This window comes from Leptospira montravelensis (genome assembly GCF_004770045.1).
Lineage (GTDB): Bacteria > Spirochaetota > Leptospiria > Leptospirales > Leptospiraceae > Leptospira_A > Leptospira_A montravelensis.
Map to the genome: position 1 here is coordinate 150,831 of NZ_RQFO01000016.1, position 22,625 is coordinate 173,455.

Annotated in this window: 14 protein-coding genes; 5 read left to right on the forward strand and 9 right to left on the reverse strand. The window is 38.5% G+C overall.

Annotation, left to right across the window (positions count from 1 at the left end; translation table 11 throughout):
• Positions 1 to 13: 13 nt before the first annotated feature.
• Entirely contained in the window at positions 14 to 961 is a 948-nt protein-coding gene (locus tag EHQ31_RS11135) for an MBL fold metallo-hydrolase (RefSeq protein WP_135573719.1), read from the reverse strand.
• 48 nt (positions 962 to 1,009) lie between these two features.
• On the opposite strand from EHQ31_RS11135, the gene trmB reads away from it, so the two are divergent.
• The gene (gene trmB, locus EHQ31_RS11140; protein ID WP_135573717.1) at positions 1,010 to 1,669 is read left to right on the forward strand and encodes a tRNA (guanine(46)-N(7))-methyltransferase TrmB; all 660 of its coding nucleotides are present in this window, start codon (positions 1,010 to 1,012) and stop codon (positions 1,667 to 1,669) included.
• Positions 1,670 to 1,734: 65 nt separating this feature from the next.
• Here trmB and EHQ31_RS11145 read toward each other — a convergent pair whose 3' ends face one another.
• From EHQ31_RS11145 to rsgA, 4 genes are all read right to left on the reverse strand, one after another.
• Positions 1,735 to 5,334 carry a tetratricopeptide repeat protein gene (locus EHQ31_RS11145; protein ID WP_135573715.1) on the reverse strand — a complete coding sequence of 1,200 codons (3,600 nt, stop codon included), beginning with the start codon at positions 5,332 to 5,334 and terminating at the stop codon, positions 1,735 to 1,737.
• The gene (locus EHQ31_RS11150) at positions 5,331 to 6,944 is read right to left on the reverse strand and encodes an LIC10124 family lipoprotein (protein ID WP_135573714.1); all 1,614 of its coding nucleotides are present in this window, start codon (positions 6,942 to 6,944) and stop codon (positions 5,331 to 5,333) included. Before EHQ31_RS11150 ends, EHQ31_RS11145 begins: the two co-directional genes overlap by 4 nt.
• The gene (locus EHQ31_RS11155) at positions 6,941 to 7,912 is read right to left on the reverse strand and encodes a FecR family protein (protein ID WP_135573712.1); all 972 of its coding nucleotides are present in this window, start codon (positions 7,910 to 7,912) and stop codon (positions 6,941 to 6,943) included. Before EHQ31_RS11155 ends, EHQ31_RS11150 begins: the two co-directional genes overlap by 4 nt.
• 65 nt (positions 7,913 to 7,977) lie before the next feature.
• Positions 7,978 to 8,931 (reverse strand): ribosome small subunit-dependent GTPase A, encoded by a 954-nt coding sequence (gene rsgA, locus EHQ31_RS11160; protein ID WP_135573710.1) that lies wholly within the window; start codon positions 8,929 to 8,931, stop codon positions 7,978 to 7,980.
• A 49-nt stretch (positions 8,932 to 8,980) separates the two neighbouring features.
• Here rsgA and EHQ31_RS11165 point away from each other — a divergent pair, with 49 nt between their 5' ends.
• On the forward strand, positions 8,981 to 10,807 hold the full coding sequence (locus EHQ31_RS11165) for an ATP-binding protein (protein ID WP_135573708.1): 1,827 nt from the start codon (positions 8,981 to 8,983) through the stop codon (positions 10,805 to 10,807).
• Here the strand turns inward: EHQ31_RS11165 and EHQ31_RS11170 are convergent.
• Positions 10,804 to 11,892 carry an acyl-CoA desaturase gene (locus tag EHQ31_RS11170; protein WP_135573706.1) on the reverse strand — a complete coding sequence of 363 codons (1,089 nt, stop codon included), beginning with the start codon at positions 11,890 to 11,892 and terminating at the stop codon, positions 10,804 to 10,806. The two genes, EHQ31_RS11165 and EHQ31_RS11170, sit on opposite strands and share 4 nt — an antisense overlap.
• A gap of 59 nt (positions 11,893 to 11,951) precedes the next feature.
• Between EHQ31_RS11170 and EHQ31_RS11175 the strand changes: the two genes are divergently transcribed.
• A complete protein-coding gene (locus EHQ31_RS11175) occupies positions 11,952 to 13,085 on the forward strand; it encodes an LBF_2804 family protein (RefSeq protein WP_135573704.1) in 1,134 nt (377 codons plus the stop codon).
• Between the two features lie 34 nt (positions 13,086 to 13,119).
• Complete coding sequence (gene tpx, locus EHQ31_RS11180) at positions 13,120 to 13,635, forward strand: thiol peroxidase (RefSeq protein ID WP_135573702.1); 516 nt, start codon at positions 13,120 to 13,122, stop codon at positions 13,633 to 13,635.
• On the opposite strand, the gene EHQ31_RS11185 is transcribed toward tpx, so the two are convergent.
• The 3 genes from EHQ31_RS11185 to EHQ31_RS11195 form a co-directional block, all read right to left on the reverse strand.
• Positions 13,619 to 15,928: an ATP-binding protein gene (locus EHQ31_RS11185; RefSeq protein WP_135573700.1), complete on the reverse strand. Its 2,310-nt coding sequence runs from the start codon at positions 15,926 to 15,928 to the stop codon at positions 13,619 to 13,621. The two genes, tpx and EHQ31_RS11185, sit on opposite strands and share 17 nt — an antisense overlap.
• A complete protein-coding gene (locus tag EHQ31_RS11190) occupies positions 15,925 to 17,016 on the reverse strand; it encodes a metallophosphoesterase family protein (RefSeq protein WP_135573698.1) in 1,092 nt (363 codons plus the stop codon). The genes EHQ31_RS11185 and EHQ31_RS11190 overlap by 4 nt, the downstream gene beginning before the upstream one ends.
• A 75-nt stretch (positions 17,017 to 17,091) precedes the next feature.
• Complete coding sequence (locus EHQ31_RS11195) at positions 17,092 to 18,285, reverse strand: CaiB/BaiF CoA transferase family protein (RefSeq protein ID WP_135573696.1); 1,194 nt, start codon at positions 18,283 to 18,285, stop codon at positions 17,092 to 17,094.
• Between the two features lie 78 nt (positions 18,286 to 18,363).
• Here EHQ31_RS11195 and EHQ31_RS11200 point away from each other — a divergent pair, with 78 nt between their 5' ends.
• Positions 18,364 to 22,623: a beta strand repeat-containing protein gene (locus EHQ31_RS11200; RefSeq protein WP_135573694.1), complete on the forward strand. Its 4,260-nt coding sequence runs from the start codon at positions 18,364 to 18,366 to the stop codon at positions 22,621 to 22,623.
• Positions 22,624 to 22,625: the final 2 nt, after the last annotated feature.

The window sequence follows — 22,625 nt, forward strand, 5'->3', positions numbered from 1 at the left end:
ATTCAATATAACACTAAAGAATAAATTTTTGTCCTTCATGGGCAATATGAACCTGCATTCCACCAGGTTTGATTAATCTTGCTTCATCTAAAATAATCCGAGCCACTTCATGGTCTGTATGATCCGGTTCATGATGTGTGAGAACTACAGAGCGAATTTCCATCATCTCTGCAAACTCCACTGCCTTGCTAACCGCTGTGTGACCCCAACCAATTTTTTTTTCAGCTTCCGAAGTACTATACTGTGCATCAATGATGATGAGGTCAGCACCAGCAATCTGAGGTTTCATTTTAAGTAGATGTTCTCTGTCTTCTTCACGGTATTCCACATCAGTACAAAAAAGAAAAATTTTATTTCCCTCACGAATTCTATAACCGGTACAAGATCCCGGATGGCGAAGTCCAAAAGGAATGATCTTTAGACCACCTAACATATAGGACTCGAACTCCTTCCAAAGATGAAAGTGCTTTTTAGAGGCCATTTGTTGCAAAGTAACAGGGAAGTTCTCTGGATGTTGTTGGCGTACAAGCCTTTCTTCTAAATTCTCTATACATGAGTAAAAATGAATATTACAAGAAGGTGAATAACCCGGCTTAAAAAAAGGCCAACCTTGGATATGATCCCAATGTGTATGAGAAACTAAGATATGAATGTCCATTTCTTCGCCACTAAAGGCTAAAGGAGCCATTTGATTGCCGAGAACTCGAAGTCCTGTTCCCATATCTAATATGACTTTTTCACCACCATCCCCTTCAATGAATACGCAGGTAGTGTTTCCTCCCAAATCTTGGGAAAGGGGGATGGGCAAATGGTTTAAAAATTCCTCTTCCGAAAACCCTTCTGGATCCTTCCGCCACTCTTCCTTAGCCATTTGGAGAATTTTTAAAGTTTTCTCTCGTTGTTCTGATTTAGAAATCGGTGTGGGGAGAGAACCTCGAACGCCAAAAAGAGTTATTTTCATCTAGTTCCTTTTTAAAATCCTGACAATACATCATCGGAAGGAATGCAATTGTTAGTTAACCCTGAAATCCAAGAAAAACTTTGGAAGTTTACTACCAAGACTTCCTATCAATCAGACTATCTCCTGCAACCTAATGAGCGCGGAAAAAAAATCGACCTAAAAAAATCTTTCCCTGGTGAGATCCAAAACTTCGTTCTAGAACTTGGATCGGGTTGGGGGGAAGTTGCCATCGAATTAGCAAAGAATGACCGCCAAACAGGATACTTACTGATGGAAAAGAAGGTAAATCGCATCATTCATACCGAAAAACATAGAAAAACGCTAGGTTTAGAGAATATCCGCTATATGACCGTTAACTTCCAATGGTTTTTTGATGAATTATTAGAAAAAGAAATTTTCGACCAAGTGATCATCAACTTCCCGGATCCTTGGCCCAAGAAAAAACATCGTAAAAACAGGCTTATGCAAGTCGATATGCTCGAACAGATTTACGACTTACTAAAACCAGGCGGCCAATTGTTATTTGCCACTGATTACGGCCCTTATGCAAGACGAACGATTTCCTTATTCAGAAAATTTCCAAAATTTGTTTGGGATAAAAAAGAGTACGAATTCGAAAGACCAGGTTTCCCTATTTCCTTTTTCGAGGCAGAAAAAAGAAACGAAGGGAAACGGATTTATTACCTTAACCGGACCAAAATTACATAAACTAAGTAAGAACCAAAGTTTCCTACTTAAAATCAATTTACATTTATTCAGTTGTTTTTTCTGTATTAGTCCACAGTTACCGTGCTGATACGAAGTCCGTCCCGGTCCCCTTTCCAAGGAACAGGAGTTTTTTCACTTCCTTTGATAAGGACTAGTTCCTTCGACCTTCCTTCCACCACAAGTCCATCTAATGGATAATAAAAATCACCTTGAATAGCATATGAATCCTTCCACTTAGAGCCACCTTTCCAAAGGTAGGTGGTGTTTTCTGTATTAATGAGTAAAGACTCTTGATTTTTGACAACGGAGCGAATAGAATCCGTATTTCCAAGAGAGTAAAGTTTAGCTTTCTCACTTCCTTCATAAACATGGCTTCCGAATTGAATCAAACAAGAATCTTCCAAACAACCAAGGATTTGTGCTGATTCTTTTGTATCCTTTTTGGCAACAGGGTTTGAAAGTTTTTTGTCTTTATCGGAATTGGCGCTGGAACCAATCGCAAATACTTGTAATTGAAATTCTTTTTTCAAATCACGAAGTACAAAAAGTTTTCCTTCTGCCGTATAAGAAAAACTTAAAAAATCAATTCCATTCCATTCTTCTTCAATTTCTAAGTTTGGATTAGTTTTTACAATTTTTCTGTCTGTGCCTTTTTCTTTTTCCAATAGAAGGAAAAAACCATTCGCATCAGCCGTACCTTGTTTGACTTTCCATCCAACTAACACCTGTTTCTTAAAAGTCATCTTTCCTGACTCTGGATAAATTTTTGTGGCAGTATCATTTGAAATTCCAACAAGTTCCTTACCAGCAACTAACAATTGAAAAGGAGTGGATGTGTATTGTTTCCAAACCAGTTCTTTTGTAATTCGATCATAACCAACAAGTGCAGATCCATAATTTACAATGATTCGATTGGGGTAAACAATTGGTGTGGAAACAGGTGTTCCAGAAAGATTGAGGTCAGTCACATGAAGGGGTTCGTCATCCAAAGTATCGGAAGGAAGTAATCTTGCGTATTTAGTTTCCCCATATTCGCGTAAAATTTTCTCTTTTACTTGGTTACGTTTTATTTTCAGCTTTTCAGAAGGAGATAGTTTTTGTTTGGCATCGAGAATCCGAAATTGAGCAAAAAAAGCTTCTGCTGATGGTTCTTCTTTTAGAACACGATCCATGATTTTTTCTGCTTCTTCTAATTTGTTTTCTTTATAATAAATGTATGCTAACTGGATCTCACCATCCATAAAATCAGGATCCGATTTGCGAATGGATTCCAAAATGGATTTTGCTTCTTTTGTAAGGTCTTCATTGAAATAGGCGATTGCTAAATTATAGGAAGAAAGTCCAAATTCTGAATCTTTTACACGTGCCTTTTCAAATTCTCGTTTTGCATTTTCCATCTGGTTTAACTTATAAAAAGCTAAACCTTTCGCAACATTACTCGGAGCAAAATTTGGATTAACTAATATGGAACGGTCAAAATCACCAATAGCAGCTTCGTAGTTTTTACGTTTCATAGTCACGAGGCCTAACATATAATAAGCGTAATACGAATCAGGCTTTTCTTTTAAAATTTCGTTAAAACCATCTTCCGCTTTTTTTAGTTCCCCTTTTTTGTAATAAAAAGAGTAAATCCCTTCTTTAAAGGATACAGCATTTTCTTTGTTTGTACGAACTGCATTTTCTAAAATGGAAAGACCTTTTTCTTCCTCACCTTTTTCAATATAACATTCAGCAATTTTTACAAGAAGGGAGGCCTTAGGAACCCGGTCATATGCCTTTTGGTAAGGAGTGACTGCTTCTAGGTATTTTTTACGATTAAAAAACGAATTTCCTTCTTTTACAAAAGGAAGGATCTCCGCAAAACGCGAGTTCTCTGCTACCGTCTTTTCAGTTTCAATTAGTTCAGGAATGTCTTTTGTAAATTTTTTGGATTTTTGGATGAACTCATTGGCACGAGTATAATTTTCTTTAGAGTTTTCTTCTACGGCACGTTTGTAATACAAACTTCCTAACCGGTAATCAACAGCCTCATTATTTGGGAATTTTTTCTTCAGTCCCAAATAAATCGATTCCGCCTCATCCCATTTACTAGCATCTTCCGCAATTCTTCCCAAAGTGATGGCACTAAATGGATCTGTTGCAGAAAGTATTTCGAGTTTTTTAATGTATTCTTTTTCTTTTTTGGATTCACCGGTTTTTGCATAAACACGAGCTAACCCCTGTAAAGCGCCAGGATTTGTCGAATCCATTCGGTAAGCTTCTAAAAACGAACTTTCCGATTTTTTATATTCTGTGAAGGCAAAGTAAGCACGACCAAATGCATTTTGAACCGCAGGGTTTTCTGGATTCACACCCATCGCTTTACCGTATTCATCCAAGGCTTGTTTACGTTTCCCTTGGCGAAGAAAAACATCTCCATCAGCAATATACTTTTGTGATTCAGCCAAAACTTTAGCTTTCCGAATTTCTTCTTTTTTTGCCTTAGGGTGAGACTCTGCTTTTTTTAATACATCCAAAGCTTCTTCAAAACGTCCCGAATCAATTAAAACATAAGCTAAATTGAGTTTTGGTTCAAAAAAATTTGGATCCCAAGTAGAAGCATCCTGAAAACTAAGAGTGGCTTTTTTGGTTTCCCCCCATTTCCATTCGCATATTCCTTGTTTGTTGCGGATTTCTGCATTTTTAGGAATTTTTAACCCAGCTTGTTTGGAAGTTTTTAAACAATCTGAATAATTATGAGTTTGGATATATACGTTACAAAGTCCAACATAGGCATTTGGATTTGTATCTGAAAGTGAAATGGATTTTTTAAAACTATCTTCGCTTTCTTTGAGTTTGCCACCTAACAACTGTGCATTTCCCAAAAAAGACCACAATGATCCATTTTGCGGCTGCAATTCGGTTGCTTTTTTAAATTCCGATGAAGCATCCGTATAATTTTTTTTTGCTAAAAAATCATTTCCTCGTTGGATCAGTGAGGCAATCTTTGTAGAAAGTTTAGCATCTTTGGCAGTTTTTAATTCAGGATTGAGTTTTTCCGCCTTAGCAAAGTAAGCTTCTGCTTCGTCGTATCTTTTTAATTCTAAACAAATATCACCCAATTGATTTAAAAGTTCAACAGGGTAAGGAAATTCTGGTTTTGTTTCCAAAGATTTGAGAACCACAAGGCTTTCTTGGTAGCGACCGAGGTTTTTTAAAAGAATTCCTGTTTTGTAGGTGTAAATGGTCTCTTCTGGTTTGAGTTGGCTTAGGGTTTGGTATGTGGAAAGTGCTTCCTCATTTTCTCCCAAAGTGGATTGGACAGTACCAAGACCAATCAGTAGTTTTTCATTTTTGGGATCTAAGTTTTTGCCTTTTTCAAAAGCAAGTTTTGCATTTCCATAGTCACCTAATTGATAATAGGAGGAACCTAACAAAGAGTAACCATCAATTAGTTCAAAGGTTTGAATGGAAGTTTTTGCTTTTTCCAAAGCTGTGTCTATATTCCCTTTTTGAAATTCGTTACTCCCCTCTGCTACGAGTGCCCGCGCCTCTTCAATTTTTTGGCGGTCAGAAATATCCGATTTTTCTATAACAGGATCTTTAACAGTGACTGGTTTGAAATCTCTAGATTGACAACCAATAAACAGAACAAAGGTGATAATTAAAAAACTAAGTTGTCTCATTTTTGGAGCCTTTCCTCAAATTTAACCATATCAGGATATCTTATTTTTACACCACGAAGTGGTGTGCCCGTGATGGGAGCGTTATGCGGGGTCAAAACTCCTAAATTCCAAAAAGTTTCAAAATTCCAAGGAAGTTCTTCGACAGTTTTATTTCCTAAAGACAATCGAATCATTTTCTTTTCTATATCAGTGGAAAGTTTGACTGTTCGTCCTTTAAGTTCATCTTCTTTGTCCCAACGATAGGAAGAACGAACAGGAGCTTCTTTTTCTTCCGAAGAAAACTTTATGATATGAAAATCTGTTTTGTCTACATAAACTAAAATGGCATTTTGGTTATGATCGGTAAAAGACAAACCAACCGCACCGTTCAAATCTTTCACAAGATCTAATACAAGTTCTGCTTCCAGATAATCAGGGATTAAGTCTTCCGAATACACTCCATACCAACCAGAAGGCAGGTCTTTGTTTTTTGCAAATGTCAATTTGCCTGGAAAAGTAGCAGAAAAGTTTGGAGAAAGAGATGTTAAATTCCAGAACTCTTCCGATTCCCAACCCACTCCGTCTTCTAGTGAAATAGGCAATGCAACAGAAGTAATTTGTTTTGGTCTAACTTTGATTCCCGCTTTAGCATATTCAAAGTTAGAATCATTTTTTGTGCGAATGAATTGGATCGGATAACTACCGTAAGGTACACCCGATTCCGCATATTGTGTTTTTCCTTTTTTCTGACCATCCACTACGATGTCGAGGCCAGGAGGAAAACTGGAAATGACAATGGTTCCTTGGGAAATATCATCACTCCATTCCTGGAACACTCTTGTGGTTTTTCCTGCTCGAATTAATATATTTCGTTTTACCTGATCTTTGCCAGGTTTAGCAAAGGAAAGCGTATGTTTGCCATTGATAAGTTGGTAAGAAAGTAAAGGTGCTTTGCCTACTTCCACCCCATCCAAGTAAATGGTAGTTCCCGGTGAAGTGGAAAATACAGAAACATTTCCACGTAAGGAAGAAGTAAAATAATTACGGAGGTCATCTTCAGAAGGAGAAGAAACTTCTGCGAAATAAGAAGGGACAATCCCGGTTAAAGGTTGGAGTTGTCTTTTGCCATGAAATACATCAAAGGATTTTAACGATTTTACAACTGGTTCTTTTTCCTCTTGGTAAACAAAGATCGCCTTTCCAAATATTTGTGATAATACTGGGTCTTTGTATTGGATCTCAACGGAAACTCTTTCCGCATTTTTTATAAGCGTTAATTCTAATAATAAATCTAAGTCGGAGGATTCGAAAAATTTCGGGTCTGGGTTCTTAGGAGCTTTTTTGTATAATCCTAGTTTGTTATGTGGGAAAAGAATTTTTTCTTCCAGTAATAATAAATCAGATTTAGAAAACCCCTCTGGAACTTGTTTCCAGAGGAGGGAAAAATGAGGGGTGGATTTATTTACCAGTCGTTCTTTGTAATCTCTACCCGAAGGAAGGGGTTCTGATTCACCCGGAAGCGGTGTGATGAACTTAGGTTTTGTAAAACTTCGATTTAGCGTTTCGATCTTTGTGACCGAAGAACAATAACCGACTAAAAAACAAAGGACCGGTAAATAAACATATCTCATTTCGTCTTATCAAAACTCTCTTTTGGAGCTAATTTTAGGGAATCTTTTTGAACATCTTTTTTAATGTATTTTGAATCTTCAATGGACTTAGCCGTTGTAATTACTTCATCAGATTTTGATTTGGTAATCTCACGTGTTCTTGCTGCTTTTTCCAATTCTTCCGCAGATGATCCAAGATTCAATTTTTGAAGTTCTTCGTTATTGGTTTTTAGCTCATTCGCAAGAGACTCAAACTGTAACATCTTAGTATTTTCAAAAGCCAACATTTCTTTCATCTCTGTTAGAGATTGTTTGTCCATTGGTTTGATCATTTTTTCAGAAAGTTTGGTTTCATTTCCGACTTCAGCTGTTTTCTGTTTGTCGACAACAATTTCGTTTTCTGAATTTGCTTTACGAACGGCAACAGCTCCATCAAGAACAGTATATTTAACTACACAATTTCCTGATCCGCAAGCTACGTTTCCACCTTTTGCTGATGGATTTTCAACATTCGTAAGAAAGATAGTTCCACGAACACCCGCAATCGAAGTAGGTGTAACAACACTGAAAGATTCTGTTTTTCTTTCTTTGCGTAAAACAGTCACAAGTTTTCCGTATTGCATATTCACTTCTGTTTCGCGTGATCCATCATTTGCAGCAAATGCTTGGCTTACACTAAGAGAAGTATTTTTGTTTAATTTAAGAACTCCGTCTTCACCCACAAGGATTTCGACAGAACCGTTTTGGCCGGTGACTATGGTATCTTTGGAAGTTAATACATCACCTAAGTTTGGTTTGACTTGTCCATTTTCGCGAATGACAACTACATCACCTTTAACAAATGCAACCACAACATTACTAACCTGTTCTGTTTTCTCTGTAACGTTTGTTACAGATTCCTTGGAATCTTTTTGGCAAGCCGTTAGAAATATAGCAAATACTGCCACAAATCCAAATGCCGACAACTGATTGATCATTGTTCGTTTCATCTTCCTTCCTCCGGAAATAACACTCTAAGAATAGATAACAACTGAGGGCTTGGCAACTCTTTTCCCTAATACCTTTTTGTGACAGCTTTGGTCCAATGATCCCTTCTTGTGATCCTGTGGGGGTTCTCTAAACTCTCAATCATGGACTCTAGACTTTTTTTTCTGGTTTCATCCAAGGATTCGGTCAGGTGGATTCGCATTGGACATTCAGAACCCAGTTCACAGCAATAAATTTCCTGACAAGTTTCTTTGATCTTGCGTAATTCGGGAAAACTTTCCCAAAGTTCAACAGGTGTCAGGTGTAGGATGCCCCATTCTTTGACTCCTGGAGAATCGATAAGAACCGTGTTTTCTTCCAAAAACAAGGCAAAGGAATTCGTAGTAGTATGTTTTCCTTTTTTGGTGGATCCACTAACTAGGTTCGTTCGTTGTACTGTCTTTTTATGGAGATGGTTCATTAGAGTTGATTTTCCTACTCCTGAATTTCCGCAAAGAAAGGTTCGTTTTCCACGAATCCTCTCCCATAAAGGTTGGATGGATTCTTCCGAAAGTAGTGAGACACTCATCACTTCATAACCTAACTCTTTATAATAAACTTCCCTATCTTCAATTTCTTCAGGAGATACCAGATCCTTTTTTGTAAAAATAATGAGCGGAGGAATTTCTGTTTGATACGAGGCAGCAAGTAACCTGTCAATAAACCCAGGTTTTGTTTCCGGATCTTTACAAGAGGCAAGAATAGCCACTTGGTCAAGGTTGGCGCATAACACATGACTGTCGCCACGGTCACTTTTTCTTGTTAAAAAATTTTTCCTTTCCATTCGTTCGGAAATGACCCACTCTTCTCCCGAAGATTTTTCGGCCATAACCATATCCCCCACAACAAAGGGATGGCGTTCCCCAGAATCCTTTAACCTAAGTTTGCCCTTTAGTACGGCGCGGGCATAGGAAGTTTGTTCCGAATAAATTTCGTAATAGGCTCCGAAGATACGAGCAATTGTAAATAGTTCTTTACCCAAGTAGAATCTGCACCAAAATAATCTAGTTCTTACATTCTATATAGATGACATGCAAATACAAGTTTTCTTTCGTTCCAGTATCATTCTTCTATCTTCTTTTAGTTGGTTTGTATTTGCGTACGGACTCGGCATTCTACAGGTATCTTACCTTTTTGTATTTTTTCTCATCTTTATGGGTTTTCTTACCTTATCTCTTTTTTTATTCCACCTTCCCCAGGCAAAAACCGCAGTGGATGAAAAACCCAAAAAACGAGATGAACTTGTCCAAAACCTTTTTGCCTTAGAAAAATTCAAAGAAGAGCTGATTTCCTTCAATGATCCAGACCAAATCAGCCAAACCATTAGCCAGTTCCTTGCTTCCAAAATCCCTGCCGATTTTGTCCAAGTTTATACTTGGGATGAAAGAGAAGGACAATTCCGTCCGAGGCCATTTTTAGAATCCAAAGACCAAAAATTTTCCGATTTACCATCCGTTCCGGTTTTTAATCCTTTTTTGCTTTGGTTGTCCGAACGAGAAGGAATCCACATCAAAGAAAACTTTCTCCAACCAACCTCTCCTAACCAAGAAAAAATTGCAAAACAAGCATTAAATTTCTTCAAAGAAACCAAATCAGAGTTAGTTGCGACTCTATCGATCAAATCAAGCCTTGTTGGTTTCATCTTACTTGGAAAACATAAAGAGGGGAAAATTTATGATATAGAAGAAATTGAAATCATCTTAGAAATCCTTTCGGTTTCTCTCATGTCTCTATCCAACTCGATGATTTACCAACAGTTGTTAAACTTAACAGAAACTTTGGAAGCAAAAGTAAGAGAGCGAACCAAAGAATTGGAAGAAACACAAGCTCACTTGGTACAGTCAGAAAAGATGGCCTCTCTTGGGGTGATGGTGGCAGGAATTGCGCACGAAATCAATACACCGGCTGCTGTTATCAATGGTGCAGCGGATAATTTAGATGCCAATTTAGTTTATGTATTATCACATTTAGGGGACATTTCACAACTCATTCAGAATCCTGATTTTCGTTCCATTTACCTAGACATTCTTTTTAGTTTCGTGAAAGAAGACCCAAAAGCAAAAATTGATCCTAAAGACAAATTCAAACTTAAAAAAGAAACCAAGTTTCGATTTGTACAAGATGGGATTCCTGAGAATGATGCCACCGATTTAGCTACCTTTCTCATTGACCACCATCTTTTACATATGCAAGAAGAACTCATTCGGATTTGGAAAGCTGGTGGAAAAGAAACCTTCGAGATGTTAAAGAATACTTTGAGTTTGCAAAGAAATATTAAAAACATCAAATATGCAATTCGTAATATTGTAAGGATTGTCAAAGCACTCAAATATTATTCACACTTGGGGCAAGCATCTTATTCTGAATCTGACCTTCACGAAGGATTAGAAAATACACTCGTGATTATGCAAAACCAAATCAAACACGGTGTCGAAATTGAAAGAGCCTACGGAACCATTCCACCGGTTCGATGTAATATCGATGAACTGAACCAAGTTTGGACAAACCTAATCACCAATGCCATCCATGCGATGAAAACAGTGGAACATCCAAAACTTACCATCTCCTCTAAAATGATTGGAGAAGATTATGTATTAATTAGTTTTGAAGACAATGGATCAGGAATTCCTACAGAGATAAAAGATAAAATTTGGGATCCGTTTTTTACAACGAAAGACCAAGGAGAAGGTACGGGGCTTGGTCTTGGGATTGTGAAAGGTATTATCGAAAAACACAAAGGAAGAATTGAAGTGGAATCGGCACCAGGACGAACTCTTTTTATGATATATCTACCGTTAGTTGGCCCTGGAGATGTTCCAAGTATCCCGAAAGAAATCTTTCGGGAAATTCGTGGTTAAGAAAAAAGAGGTTTTCCTAGAAGTTTTTCCCAGTTTTCTTTTGTTTGTTCAAAGTTTCTTCTGAAAACACCGGCTTCGTTTTCGTTTGCAGTTTGTTTAGCTTGTTTCCAGTTTTGGTAATCTAACAAGGTTTTTTCTCTAAGTTTTTCTAATTGTTCTGCCCAAGTGCGAAGTTTGTCTTCACTTACATTAGAATACTTATGAAGAGTTTCTTTTTCTTTTAAAAACATTGTTTTTTGTAAGATTTTTTCTTCAGAAACTTTTTTTAAATTATAAGTTAGCCCCAAATAAGAAAGACCTTTTATCATCCATTTCGAGGGATCGTAGTCAAACCAACGAATTCCATTTCGATAATCTGATTGAAATTCATGGTGGAAGTTATGAAAACCTTCACCAAACGTAAAAAAGGCGATGATCCAATTGTCTCTTGCAGTTTGTTCTTTAGAGAATGTACGTTCTCCCCAAACATGGCAGGCACTGTTGATAAAAAAAGTAAATTGGTGAACCACAAACAGTCGAAGGAAACCCGCGACAAAAAATCCTTCGAAAAAAGAACCCCATAACATTGTGATAAGACCTGGGAGAAAAAAACACATAAAGATAGAAATAGAATAAAAATGTTTATGTTGCCACAGTACGAGTGGGTCATTTACCAAATCTTGAACTCCATTTTGGTTATACTTTCTTTTGCGGAACAACCAACCAATATGCGCAAACCAAAATCCCTTTTTGATGGAATAAGGATCTTTGTCAGTGTCTACAAAACGATGGTGGATGCGGTGGTCTTCACTCCATTCGAGAGCTGTTGATTGAAACGCCGCTGCCCCAAAAAGGAGTAACCAAAGTTTGACGGGAGTTTTTGCATCATAGGCTTTATGAGAAAAAAGTCTGTGATAACCCACTGTGATTCCCATTCCAGTTGCGAAAAAATAAAAAACAAACAATCCCCATGTCGCCAAATGAATGGAATCATAAAGATATAAATAAAGGGTTCCAAAGATTCCTACCAGTGGATAGGTGAGTAAAAAGATCATAGTCACCCAATCAATCGGTGCTTTGGTTTTGATTTCAGCTTGTGTCGTCATAGAGAATTCCTGTTTCATGGAGTGGGAGTCCCAAACCAAGATCCTGGTTGCAAAAAAATATGAGTACAGAACGTTACAAACCAGGTTTTTTAGAGCAATGGGGACGCAAGGTTCTAATTTCTATCCAGGCAAATGCGAAAAAACCCTTAGATTCAGGCCAAAGTTTTGCCATTCATTCCCGAACCTTATTACTTTGGGGTTTGTTTTGGTCTTTTTGGATTGGTTTTTTGCCTTCCATAGGTTTTGTTTATTTCTCTGCCGATCTTCCGCCTTTAAAAGTTTGGAATCAGGAAACCTTCGTTTTGTCTGCCTTAATTAAGTTTGCCTTTCTTTTGGTATTTGCCACCCTCCTCGAATTTTACCTACTTTTTAGGTTAGGATTTTATCTATCATTTCGAATGGCACAATATGCGGACATTGAACTGGCCGAGGAACCAGAACTCATTACGCCGATCCCAGGAATGATGGCACGTTTGGTTTTAGAAATTCCAGACCCAAGAATCCGATTGTACGGTATTGATCCTTACAAACATTTAAACGAACGTGCTTTATTCTTTCGGACTGTTTTATACAAAAGCAAAGTTTTCCTTTCCAATATCTTCGCCAAACTTTTATTAAAGGTTTGTTTAGGAAGAACGGGACTTCGATTTTTAATTGAATATATTTCAGGTCCAGTGACAGGGATTTGGGATAGCTTAACCACCTATTGGATTTTATATGAGCTACGCAAACGGATCATCACAAGAAAGTTATCCGATGCCATAATGTTAAAAATCAAATCCAAACAAAGAAATGAAATCTTTTTAGAATCCAGTGTTCGTGCAGTGGCACTTTCCATTGTTTTTACAAAAACGTTTCATCCTAACTTTGAATATTTGTTATTTGGACTCCTTGGATTATTGCCCCATAGAGATAATTTACAAAATTTAGACGATTGGAATTTGTTTGTGGATTCCTTTCAAAAGTTATCTATCAAAGAACAAAAATGGCCTATCGCTATATTTGCCCTTTGTTCTTCCTTTGATGGAACTTTGAATAAAGAAGAATTACAAGCATTTGAAGAGATCACCGATCTTTCTCCAACTTGGCTTTTGGACCGAGTCCGTCATCTCAGTGAAACCATCAAAAAAGGTGAACTTGCGGAATCTTTGCTTTGGATGGAAAAAATCCTTCCCGAAGAACCGATTCTCTGAAAGGTTAGAATTAGTCTAAAAAAAGGAGATAACAATGGCACAAGTAACACTCAAAGGAAATCCCGTCCCCCTCGAAGGAAACCTTCCCAAACCAGGAGATAAAGCTCCCGATTTCAAAGTCGCCAAACAAGACCTAGGTGACCTTACATTAAAAGACCTAGCAGGAAAGGTAAAAATCCTTGTTGCAGTTCCGAGTTTGGATACAGCAGTTTGTGCTCTCGAAACTAAAAAGTTTAACGAAAGAGCAGCCAAAGAAGATGGAATTACAACTCTCATCATTTCCGGCGACTTACCGTTTGCAATGAAACGTTTTTGTTCCACAGAAGGAATCGATTCTGAAAACTTAATCACAGGTTCACAGTTCAAAGATTTTTCTTTTTCCAAAAATTACGGAACTCATATTGCTGGAGGCCCATTGGCAGGACTTTCCGCACGAGCCGTATTTGTTGTGGATAAAGACGATATCATCCGTTATACGGAACTTGTACCGGAAATCGGAAGTGAACCGAATTACGATACAGTTCTTGCGGAAGCTAAGAAATTGGTTTAGTCAAATCATGAATTTGGCAGGGGAGAGCAAACCCCTCTGCCAGTTCTTTGATTTTGGATACTAGTTCTCCATCAAAACTAAAAAATACTACCTTCCAATCCTCTTCCGCACTAGATATACATTGTAGTGTGTATGTAAGTGCCGCATCCCTTCTAGTAACGTCCATATGACGAAAAGGTTCATCTAACAAGAGATAGGGTAAATTAAATTGTTTACCGATCCGAAATGCATATTCCAAACGCAATACGTAGGAAATTTGTTCTTTGGTTCCAGTAGAAAGATTTCCAAATACCAAATTTTCTTCTGTCGGACCGGCGCTGATTTGGATATCATCCGAAAATCCATTCCATTTGATTTGTTTTGTTTGCAGAGTTCCTTTTAAAGCATCCATTCTAGTTTGCAAAGATTTCACAAGTGAGGACATTTTATCCGTACTCTCTGCTTGCATCTCAGAGAAAACTTCAGACAAAACTTCTAATGCTTGGAAGTTAATATCTAAATCGTTTTTTCTTTTTTCTTTGGTTTCTAAATCGCGTTTTGATTGTTCCCATTCTTTTTGTGCTGGAACCATTTGCGATTCCAAGACAGCTTTTCCTGTCTCTAATTTTTTTTCCAACTCCACTAAGGTTCTTTCTAAATTACGGATTTTTTCCGTTAGCGATTGAATTTCATTTTCTAATCTCTGTTTGGTGGTTCTATCTTCAGAAGAAAATAATTTTGAGATCCCTTTTTTCTCCCAATCGACAAGTTTGTCCTTCAGTTTCAGTTTTAACTCACTTAAATCTTGTGTTCCCCACTTTTTAGATTCAAGTTTTAACGTTTCTTCGAGAGTTCGTAACTTCTCCGCTTTCAAACGGATTTGAACATACAATTCAGAAAGTTCTGATAAAGACTGAACTCCCGCATCTCGCCATACACTAGCCAATTCCTTCTCTTTTTCTGAAATGGATTCACCTAGTTTTTTATCTTCGATTCGCAATCTTGAAACTTCTTCTTCGAGATTTGTGATCGCAGTCACCATGTTTTCAAATTCTAGTTTCTGTTTTGTATATTCCCTTTCATACCTTTGAAAACTTAGAGACAATGATTCCATACTTGGAGAATCGGGTTTCCATTCTCCTAAAGTTTTAGTTTCCATTTCGGTTGCAATCCGGCGAACCATTTGATTCCACTTGGCTTCATCCCGTTCCGTTTGAATGTCTTTAGGACTTAAAACAAAAAATAGCAAAGCTCCTAAAAACAAAATGGGGAGGAAGTAAATCCAAACTCCTAAATCAGAAAAAAAAGAAAGTATGAGAGAAAATAAACCAGAAATACCCGAAACAATAGCCAAACTTTTGTAATATGGTTTCCAAGATATTTTTTGAATCACAGGAGATTCTTCCTGAAACTTCCGAACCATTTGTTTCCAAGTTTCAAAAAAATCAAAATAGGATTCTAACTTTTTTGATTTTAGTTCGATCTGTTTTTTTTGGTTTGAAGAAGATTCTAATTTGGATTCTAAATCAGAAAGTCTCTCTTTGGATAAATTTTGTTTTTGTTCAAAGGATTTGATTTCGCCATCTAACTGTTTTGATTTTTGATCCCAACCTGATTTAAGAATTTTCTCTTCTTGTTTGGACTGCGACTCTATTGTTTCCCATTGTAATAGTTGGCTATAAACACGATCTGCTTCATTATGTTGTTCGGCTTCTTTCAAATCTACAAGTTTCGATTGTAATTTGGTTTGTTCCGCATTGGAATTCGACAATTCTTGTTTTATTTTTTGACGTTCCGTCTCTAATTGCGGTAAATCAACAAATTGGGCTGAAATCCTATTTAAAGTGGACTCAGAGGAATCAAACTTTTGTTTGGCGGCATTTAATTCAACCAAAGCCAAATTCCAATCTTTGGCTGATTTCCTCGTCCCCGATTTAGCGGAAAGTTGTTCTACTTGTTCTTTCAGTTGGGAAGGGTTGTATCCGCTATCAAATATGGTTTGTTCGATGGTACTGATCAGTTCTTTTTCTGATCCCACATCCATATTCCCTTCCCTAATCACAAGAGAGTTTAAATATAAATTTTGAGAAAGGGAAAGTTTTGGAATACCTAAATCAGAATTTCTATCCGCTTTGTATCTAGCATTGAGAAGTGCACCATACTTGGTACTTCCTACTACTTTGACAAGTGCTGATACAAAAGCATCCAGGATCGTTGTTTTTCCTGATTCGTTTGGCCCTGTAAATACGGTCACTTTTTGAATAGGAAATTCTTTTTTGGAAAATATACCGAAGTTTTCTATTTTTAGTTTCATCGACCTTTTTTTCCTTCTAAAATCAATCGAATGCCAGTAACACGAGTTTGTCGCCAAAGCAAAGGATCCATTTGTTCTTTTCTTTCGTTCATTTTATCTAAGAACTGTTTTACAAATTCATTTTCAGAAAGGTGTTGGAAAACAGTGATTTGGGATTCATCGGGATCAAATTCCAAAATCCGAAACTTGGATTTCCATTCACGTAGAACGGTTTCTTGAAATTTTTGTTTTTCCGACATCGAATCTACATAACCAACAAATCGAAACACAATCCAATCATTCGGATTTGTTCCCTCTAAATAGGATTCGATACTCTCCTCTGGTTTTCCTTCTGTATCCAAAGAAACAATGATTTCTCTATATTCACCAGCAGATTTCCAAAAAACAGATTCCTTGGTTATTTGATTTCCATCGATATGAAGAAGGATCCCTCCTCTATGTCCAAACTCCCCTTTTCGCCAAACACGAGAAGACCCCGCATAACCAATGTCACATTTCCCAACAAATCCTTTACGAGCTTTATGGAGATGTCCAATGGCAAGATAATCCAAACCCAAACTTTGAATTAAATTTGGATCTAAATAGGATCCACCTTCTTCTTCTTCCTCACTAAGACCGGTAAAACTCATACCTGAAACAGTTCCATGAGCAAGGCCGATCCTAAGTTTTGTTTTTTTGGTAGGTGGAGGAGAAAGTAACAATTCGGAATAATTTTCTTGATGAGGAATGGATAAAAATTCGATTCCGTTATCTTCAAATAAAAAATAGGGAGTTTCGTCTAAAACTTTTACTTTGGAGGACCAATCATAATCCGCATAACGGTTGCTATTTCTTTTTTTCTCCAGAATCTCATGATTTCCTGGAAGAAAATAAATCAAACCCGAATAAGCAGATACTTCCTTTAGAAAATCAGAACGTAAACCTTCTAAATCGGGGAAGGTATTAAAAAGATCTCCACAAATAAGAAGGCGATCACATTTTGTAGACTCAGCCGTTTGTAAAATTTCACGTAAAACGGAAAGGGAATAACTCTTTTCCTCGGGGGAATTTTGGGAAAGGTGGAGGTCGGAGATTTGTAATAACTTCATATTGTAGCTTAAGGGAGAGTTTACCTCCCCCCTGGGACAAAATAAAGAAATTACGAAAAAAAAGCAAGGGAGCTGTTAAACCACCCGGTCTTTTTTAAACTCCGCAATTTTATCTTTTGGAAACCCCAATCCAGCCAAAATTTCTTCCGTATGTTCCCCGTGTTCTGGTGGGTCATTTCTATACGCAAAAGGAGTTTCTGAAAAATGAAACGGAGACCCAAATTGTAAAATGGGACCATATTTAGGATGGTTTCTTTCAATGACCATCCCACGATCTTTCATATGTGGATCTTCCGAAACTTCCTTCATATTAAGAATCGGTGATAAACAAGCATCGGTATTATCGAAGATAGGTTGTAAATCGGAATAGGTTTTGGATTTAAAATATTCAGTTAACTTTTGTTTAATGACAGGAATATTCTCTTCATTCATCGGATGGTCTTTGGTTAAGTTTTCCATTCCGGCAGCTCGTAAAAATGTTTGGAAGAACATATCTTCTAAGGCACCAAGAGCAACATACCTTCCTTCTTTTGTTTCATACACATTATAGTTTGGTAATTTACCAGATAAAATATCGTTTCCAGCTTCAGGAGATTTTTCCGAAGCAGATAAAATTCCACCGTATAACGAAAGAAATTGGAGAGAGGCATCGGTCATAGAGATATCAATCCTTTGACCTTTCCCTGTTTTTTCTCTATAATAAAGAGCAGCAAGGATGGCAGAAAGTGCAGTGAGTGTTCCCCCTCCCACATCTGCCATTTGAAAACCAGCAGGCCTTGGTGGATTTCCAGTTTGGTCAAGGACTCCTGAGATCGCTAAGTAATTCAAATCATGTCCTGCAAAGTCTACGTATTTACCCGAGATACCGTAGCCAGAAATTCCACAGTAAATCAAACGTGGAAATTTTTCTTTTAAGACATCATAACCAATTCCCATCTTATCCATTCCATCGGGACGAAATCCTTCGAGTAAAATGTCTGCTTCTTCTAATAGTTTAAAAAGAATTTCTTTGGCTTGTTCTCGTTTTAGATTCAGTGTGATCGCTTTTTTATTTCGATTTAACATCATATATAAAGCAGGATAACCAGTTTTGCCTTTGAACATCGCACGAGATCCATCATAGGCTCTCGGGTTTTCAATTTTGATCACTTCGGCTCCCATATCCGCTAAATGTTGCGAACAAAGAGGGCCTGGAAGAAGCAAAGAAAGATCGACTACTTTAACACCAGCAAGTGGTCCTTTAGATGATTGATTTTGATTTTGGCTCATTTGGGTTTTATTGCATTTCCTAGAAATTTTTTATTAATTTAAGCTATTTTTCTCGTAATATAAAGAGGGAGAACCCCAATGGGGTTCATACGAGGACAAAAGGGAATCATGTTCAGAGTCTGTATTTCCGCTTTTTTTCTCGTATTCTCTACACTCACTGTTTCTTGCCAATCCATAACACCGCTAAATTTGCAGATGTTATTCGGTTCTTTTTTTCTCTCCACCACAGGACAAGGTTCAGTCATTTACGAAGCTCCGAATTTTTTATTCACGAGTGAAAATGGAAGACAAGCAGAATTCACAATTCGTTTGAACATTGAGCCGAACAGTTCAGTTAGAATTGGGCCCATCACTGTCTCTGATTCCACAGAAGGTGTACTCCTATCTGCAACTTATCTTGAATTTACAGAAGAAAACTGGGACATACCACAAAGCATTCGTTTGGCGGGTGTGGATGATTTAATCGCGGATGGAAACCAAAACTATAGAGTCCAACTAGGAACCACTTTAACTTCCGATATCCGATTTTCTGCCCAAGGTCTTCCTGTTTTACTTGTTGTGAATACCGATGATGAAACTTCGGGAGTGGCGGCAAGTCCTACACTAGGACTCATCACATCCGAAACAGGAGAAACGGGAACCATTGCCTATGTTTTACAAACAAGACCTATGCAAGATGTTACTATCAGAAATTTTGTTTCCAATGATACATCAGAAGCAACAGTTGCGGCAGCAGAATTAGTATTTACACCTAACAATTGGAATGTGCCACAAACGGTTACTGTCACTGGTGTGGATGATTTTAGTGTAGATGATAGTACATTTCAAATCTCAGCCGATCCCACAGTTTCGAATGATCCTGCATATATGGGAAAACCAATCCCTATCATTACAGGAACCAATGTGGATGATGATGTCGCAGGTTTTACTGTGATTAATTTATCAGGACTCACCACTACAGAAGCTGGTGGTGCTGTGAGTTTTGGGGTAGTGATGAATACACTTCCTACAAACTCCGTAACCATTCCTTCCATTGTTGCCACACCGAGTTCAGAAGGAACCGCTTCCCCTTCTTCCCTTACCTTTGCTCCCGGAGAATGGTTCACTCCTAAAATAGTCACTGTCACTGGGGTGAATGATTTTATTGTGGATGGTTCCAAAACTGTCTCAATCGTGGTTGGCGCAGCCACTTCTGCTGACTCAGATTACAATGGTTTGGCGGGACCGGTTTTTCCTTCTGTAACCAATACAGATGATGATGTTCCTGGATTTGTACTGACACCACCCGGTAGTTTGACCATTTCAGAAAATGGGGGAAATCTTTCCTTTGCCATTCATCTATTGTCCCAACCTCCTCCCGGTTTTACCGTAACCCTCACAGGGATTTCAGAAAACAATTCCATCACCAATAGTAGTACCACAAACTTAGTTTTTACAAATGCCAATTGGAATGTAGACCAATACGTCAACATTACCACAAACAACAATTCGATTGATGAAGACACAAGGACTGTCACCTTACAGTTTGGATCTGTGGATACTGGCGGGTCTGCCGATCCAGTATACAACTCCGTATCCCCTCCTTCATCTGTAACCATTTTGGTAACAGATGATGACACTGCCGGGTTTACGGTCACACCTGTTGCAGGACTTGTGGTGCATGAAAATGGAACCCCTTCGACAGAAACCTTTACCGTAGTATTAAATTCAGAACCCACAAACACAGTCAGTGTTCCAAGCATCACATCAAGCAATACCTCTGAAATTACAGTGTCTCCGGCTTCTTTGAGTTTTACTACTGGGAATTGGAACACACCACAAACAGTCACCATTACATCCGTGTTAGATGGAGTGGATGATGGAGATAAAAACGTAAATTTATCCTTTGGAAATTCCACATCGGCTGATCCAAAATATAGTTCCATTTCTATTCCTGCAGTCACCGCAATCAATACAGATAGTAACGAACCTTTGGTCCGTATCCAAAATTTATCTGCGTCCTCAATGATAGAAAATGGAACTTCTACCATCACCTTCGAAATCCGACTTTCTTTAAAACCTAACGCCAATGTAACGATCGGACCTATCACTGCTTCCGATGGAACAGAGGCAGTACTACTCAATAGTTCATCTGGTGTGGCCGCATCCAGAACTCTTACCTTTACACCCACAAATGGACAAACCGCCAATTATTTCGGTAACAACAGTGATAGTGGATGGGATGTCGTACAAGTTGTGACAATTCGTTCTGTTTCTGATTCTTTTGATGATGGAAATATTCCTGTTACCATTCATATCCCACAGGCAATTGGATCTTATTTTTCTGGGTTGTATCCAACAGGTGCCCTTCCTGGATATACAGAAGCTAGCGGTGATTTGGTGGTTACCATCACAGACAATGATACCGTAGGATTTACCATATCCTCCACAACTTTGAACCTTACCGAAGGCGGGAGTGATGGAACCTTTACGGTTCGTTTGAATTCCGCACCTTGCGACACTCCTGGAAATTTATCTGCTTGTGCCACGGGTTCCGTGACCATACCGATCTCGGGGGAAACTTTTAACTTACCTGACACAGTGCAGTATACTTTTTCGCAAGCAAGTTTGACTTTCAATCAAACCAACTATTCCACGGCACAAACTGTGACTGTCTCTGTCGTAAATGATTCTATCAATGAAACCAATACAAGAACTCATACTCTTACACTCGGTGCCATCACAGGATCGGGAACTGACTATGAAGGAATGAATCCATCCGACATCACCATTAGCATTACCGATGATGACAATCCTTCTCCCAGTATTCTTTTTACTCTTGATGCGGGACAACCTTACTTTACCACAGAAGCAGGGCAGTCGGCGGTATATAGTTTGCGGCTGGGAAGTCGCCCCATTCCGGGAAACCAAGTCACAGTTACATTGGCCACTTCTGATGCCACAGAAGGTAGGATCAATGATGGAGGAACTCCAGTTAGTTCCAAACAATATATCTTTGATGAAACCAATTGGAGTACATCCGTTCCAGTCGAAATCCAAGGTGTTTCTGATGCCCTTAGCGATGGTAACGTAAGTTATTCGGTGACAGTCAACGGAACAGAAACTGGTTCTATGCCTTCCTGGTATGTTAGTTTTGTCGGAAGTACTGGAGACACGGCTACCCTTGTCAACTACAGCACATCGGAAAATCCGGTGACTGTGGTCACACCTACCAATTTGACAAGAGCCGAAAACTCTGCGGCCTTCCCTATCTATGTGCTCCTAAGCCAAACACCAACTGACGACGTGACTGTTCCCATTTCGGTAACAACCACTTTTCCTTGCCAATTGATTGTGGCACCAAGTGTTCCCCAATTTACTCTCTCTACAAGTTCTCTTACCATCACAAGTGCCAATTGGAATACCATAGGGGCACATAACACAATCACTGTGACTCCTAATGACGATGCCGTCGATGATGGAAATGTATCTTGTCCAATTGTTGTCGGTGTCCTTTCCTCCACTGATGGATTTTACAATGGAGTGAATCCGTATCCATCATCGAATTATCCGATGCTTACTTTAAATGATAACGATAGTGCTGGTATCACAAGTTCTGGATTCACACCTGCCACAGTCATCACCTCACAATCAGGTGCCTCCTCCGAATTCTATATCCATTTGGATTCCCAACCCACAACGAATATCACGGTAAACTTTAATACTACACCTGGGGGACTTGTGAGTTTTCCAACAGCCCCTCTCACTTTCACCCCAAGTAATTTTGGTTCGGGCCAACTGGTCACTGTGACAGGACTCGATACTGCCGCAGTGGGTGATGTGAGTTATACAATCGCTTCTGTAGTCACCTCTGGGGAAACGGGTACCGGCTTTACTCCTTCTGCAATTTACAGTGCTCTCACTCCTTTATCGATCTCTGCCACTCATATCAATTACATTTACGATATAGTTCCTTGTACGGATCCAAATCCCATGAATGCCTGCGGGACATCCGCCAATAGTTCTGGTGGCCTTGTCACATCACCTAACCTAGTCACTACGGAAATTGGTGGCCAATCCCGATTCCAAGTTCGTCTGCGAGCAAGACCCACCTCCAATGTCACCATACCGGTCTCCAGTTCGAATGTGGCCGAAGGGACCAGTTCCGTTTCTAGTTTGGTTTTCACATCGAGTGATTGGAATACCTACCAAAACGTAGTCCTCACAGGAGTGGATGATTTTCTTGTGGATGGGAATTTTGTTTATTCGGTTCTTTTTGGATCTTTAACTGGGGGAGGGAGTGGATTTAACGGAGAATCTTTGCCGAATGTATCTGTTACCAATCAGGACAATGATTGATT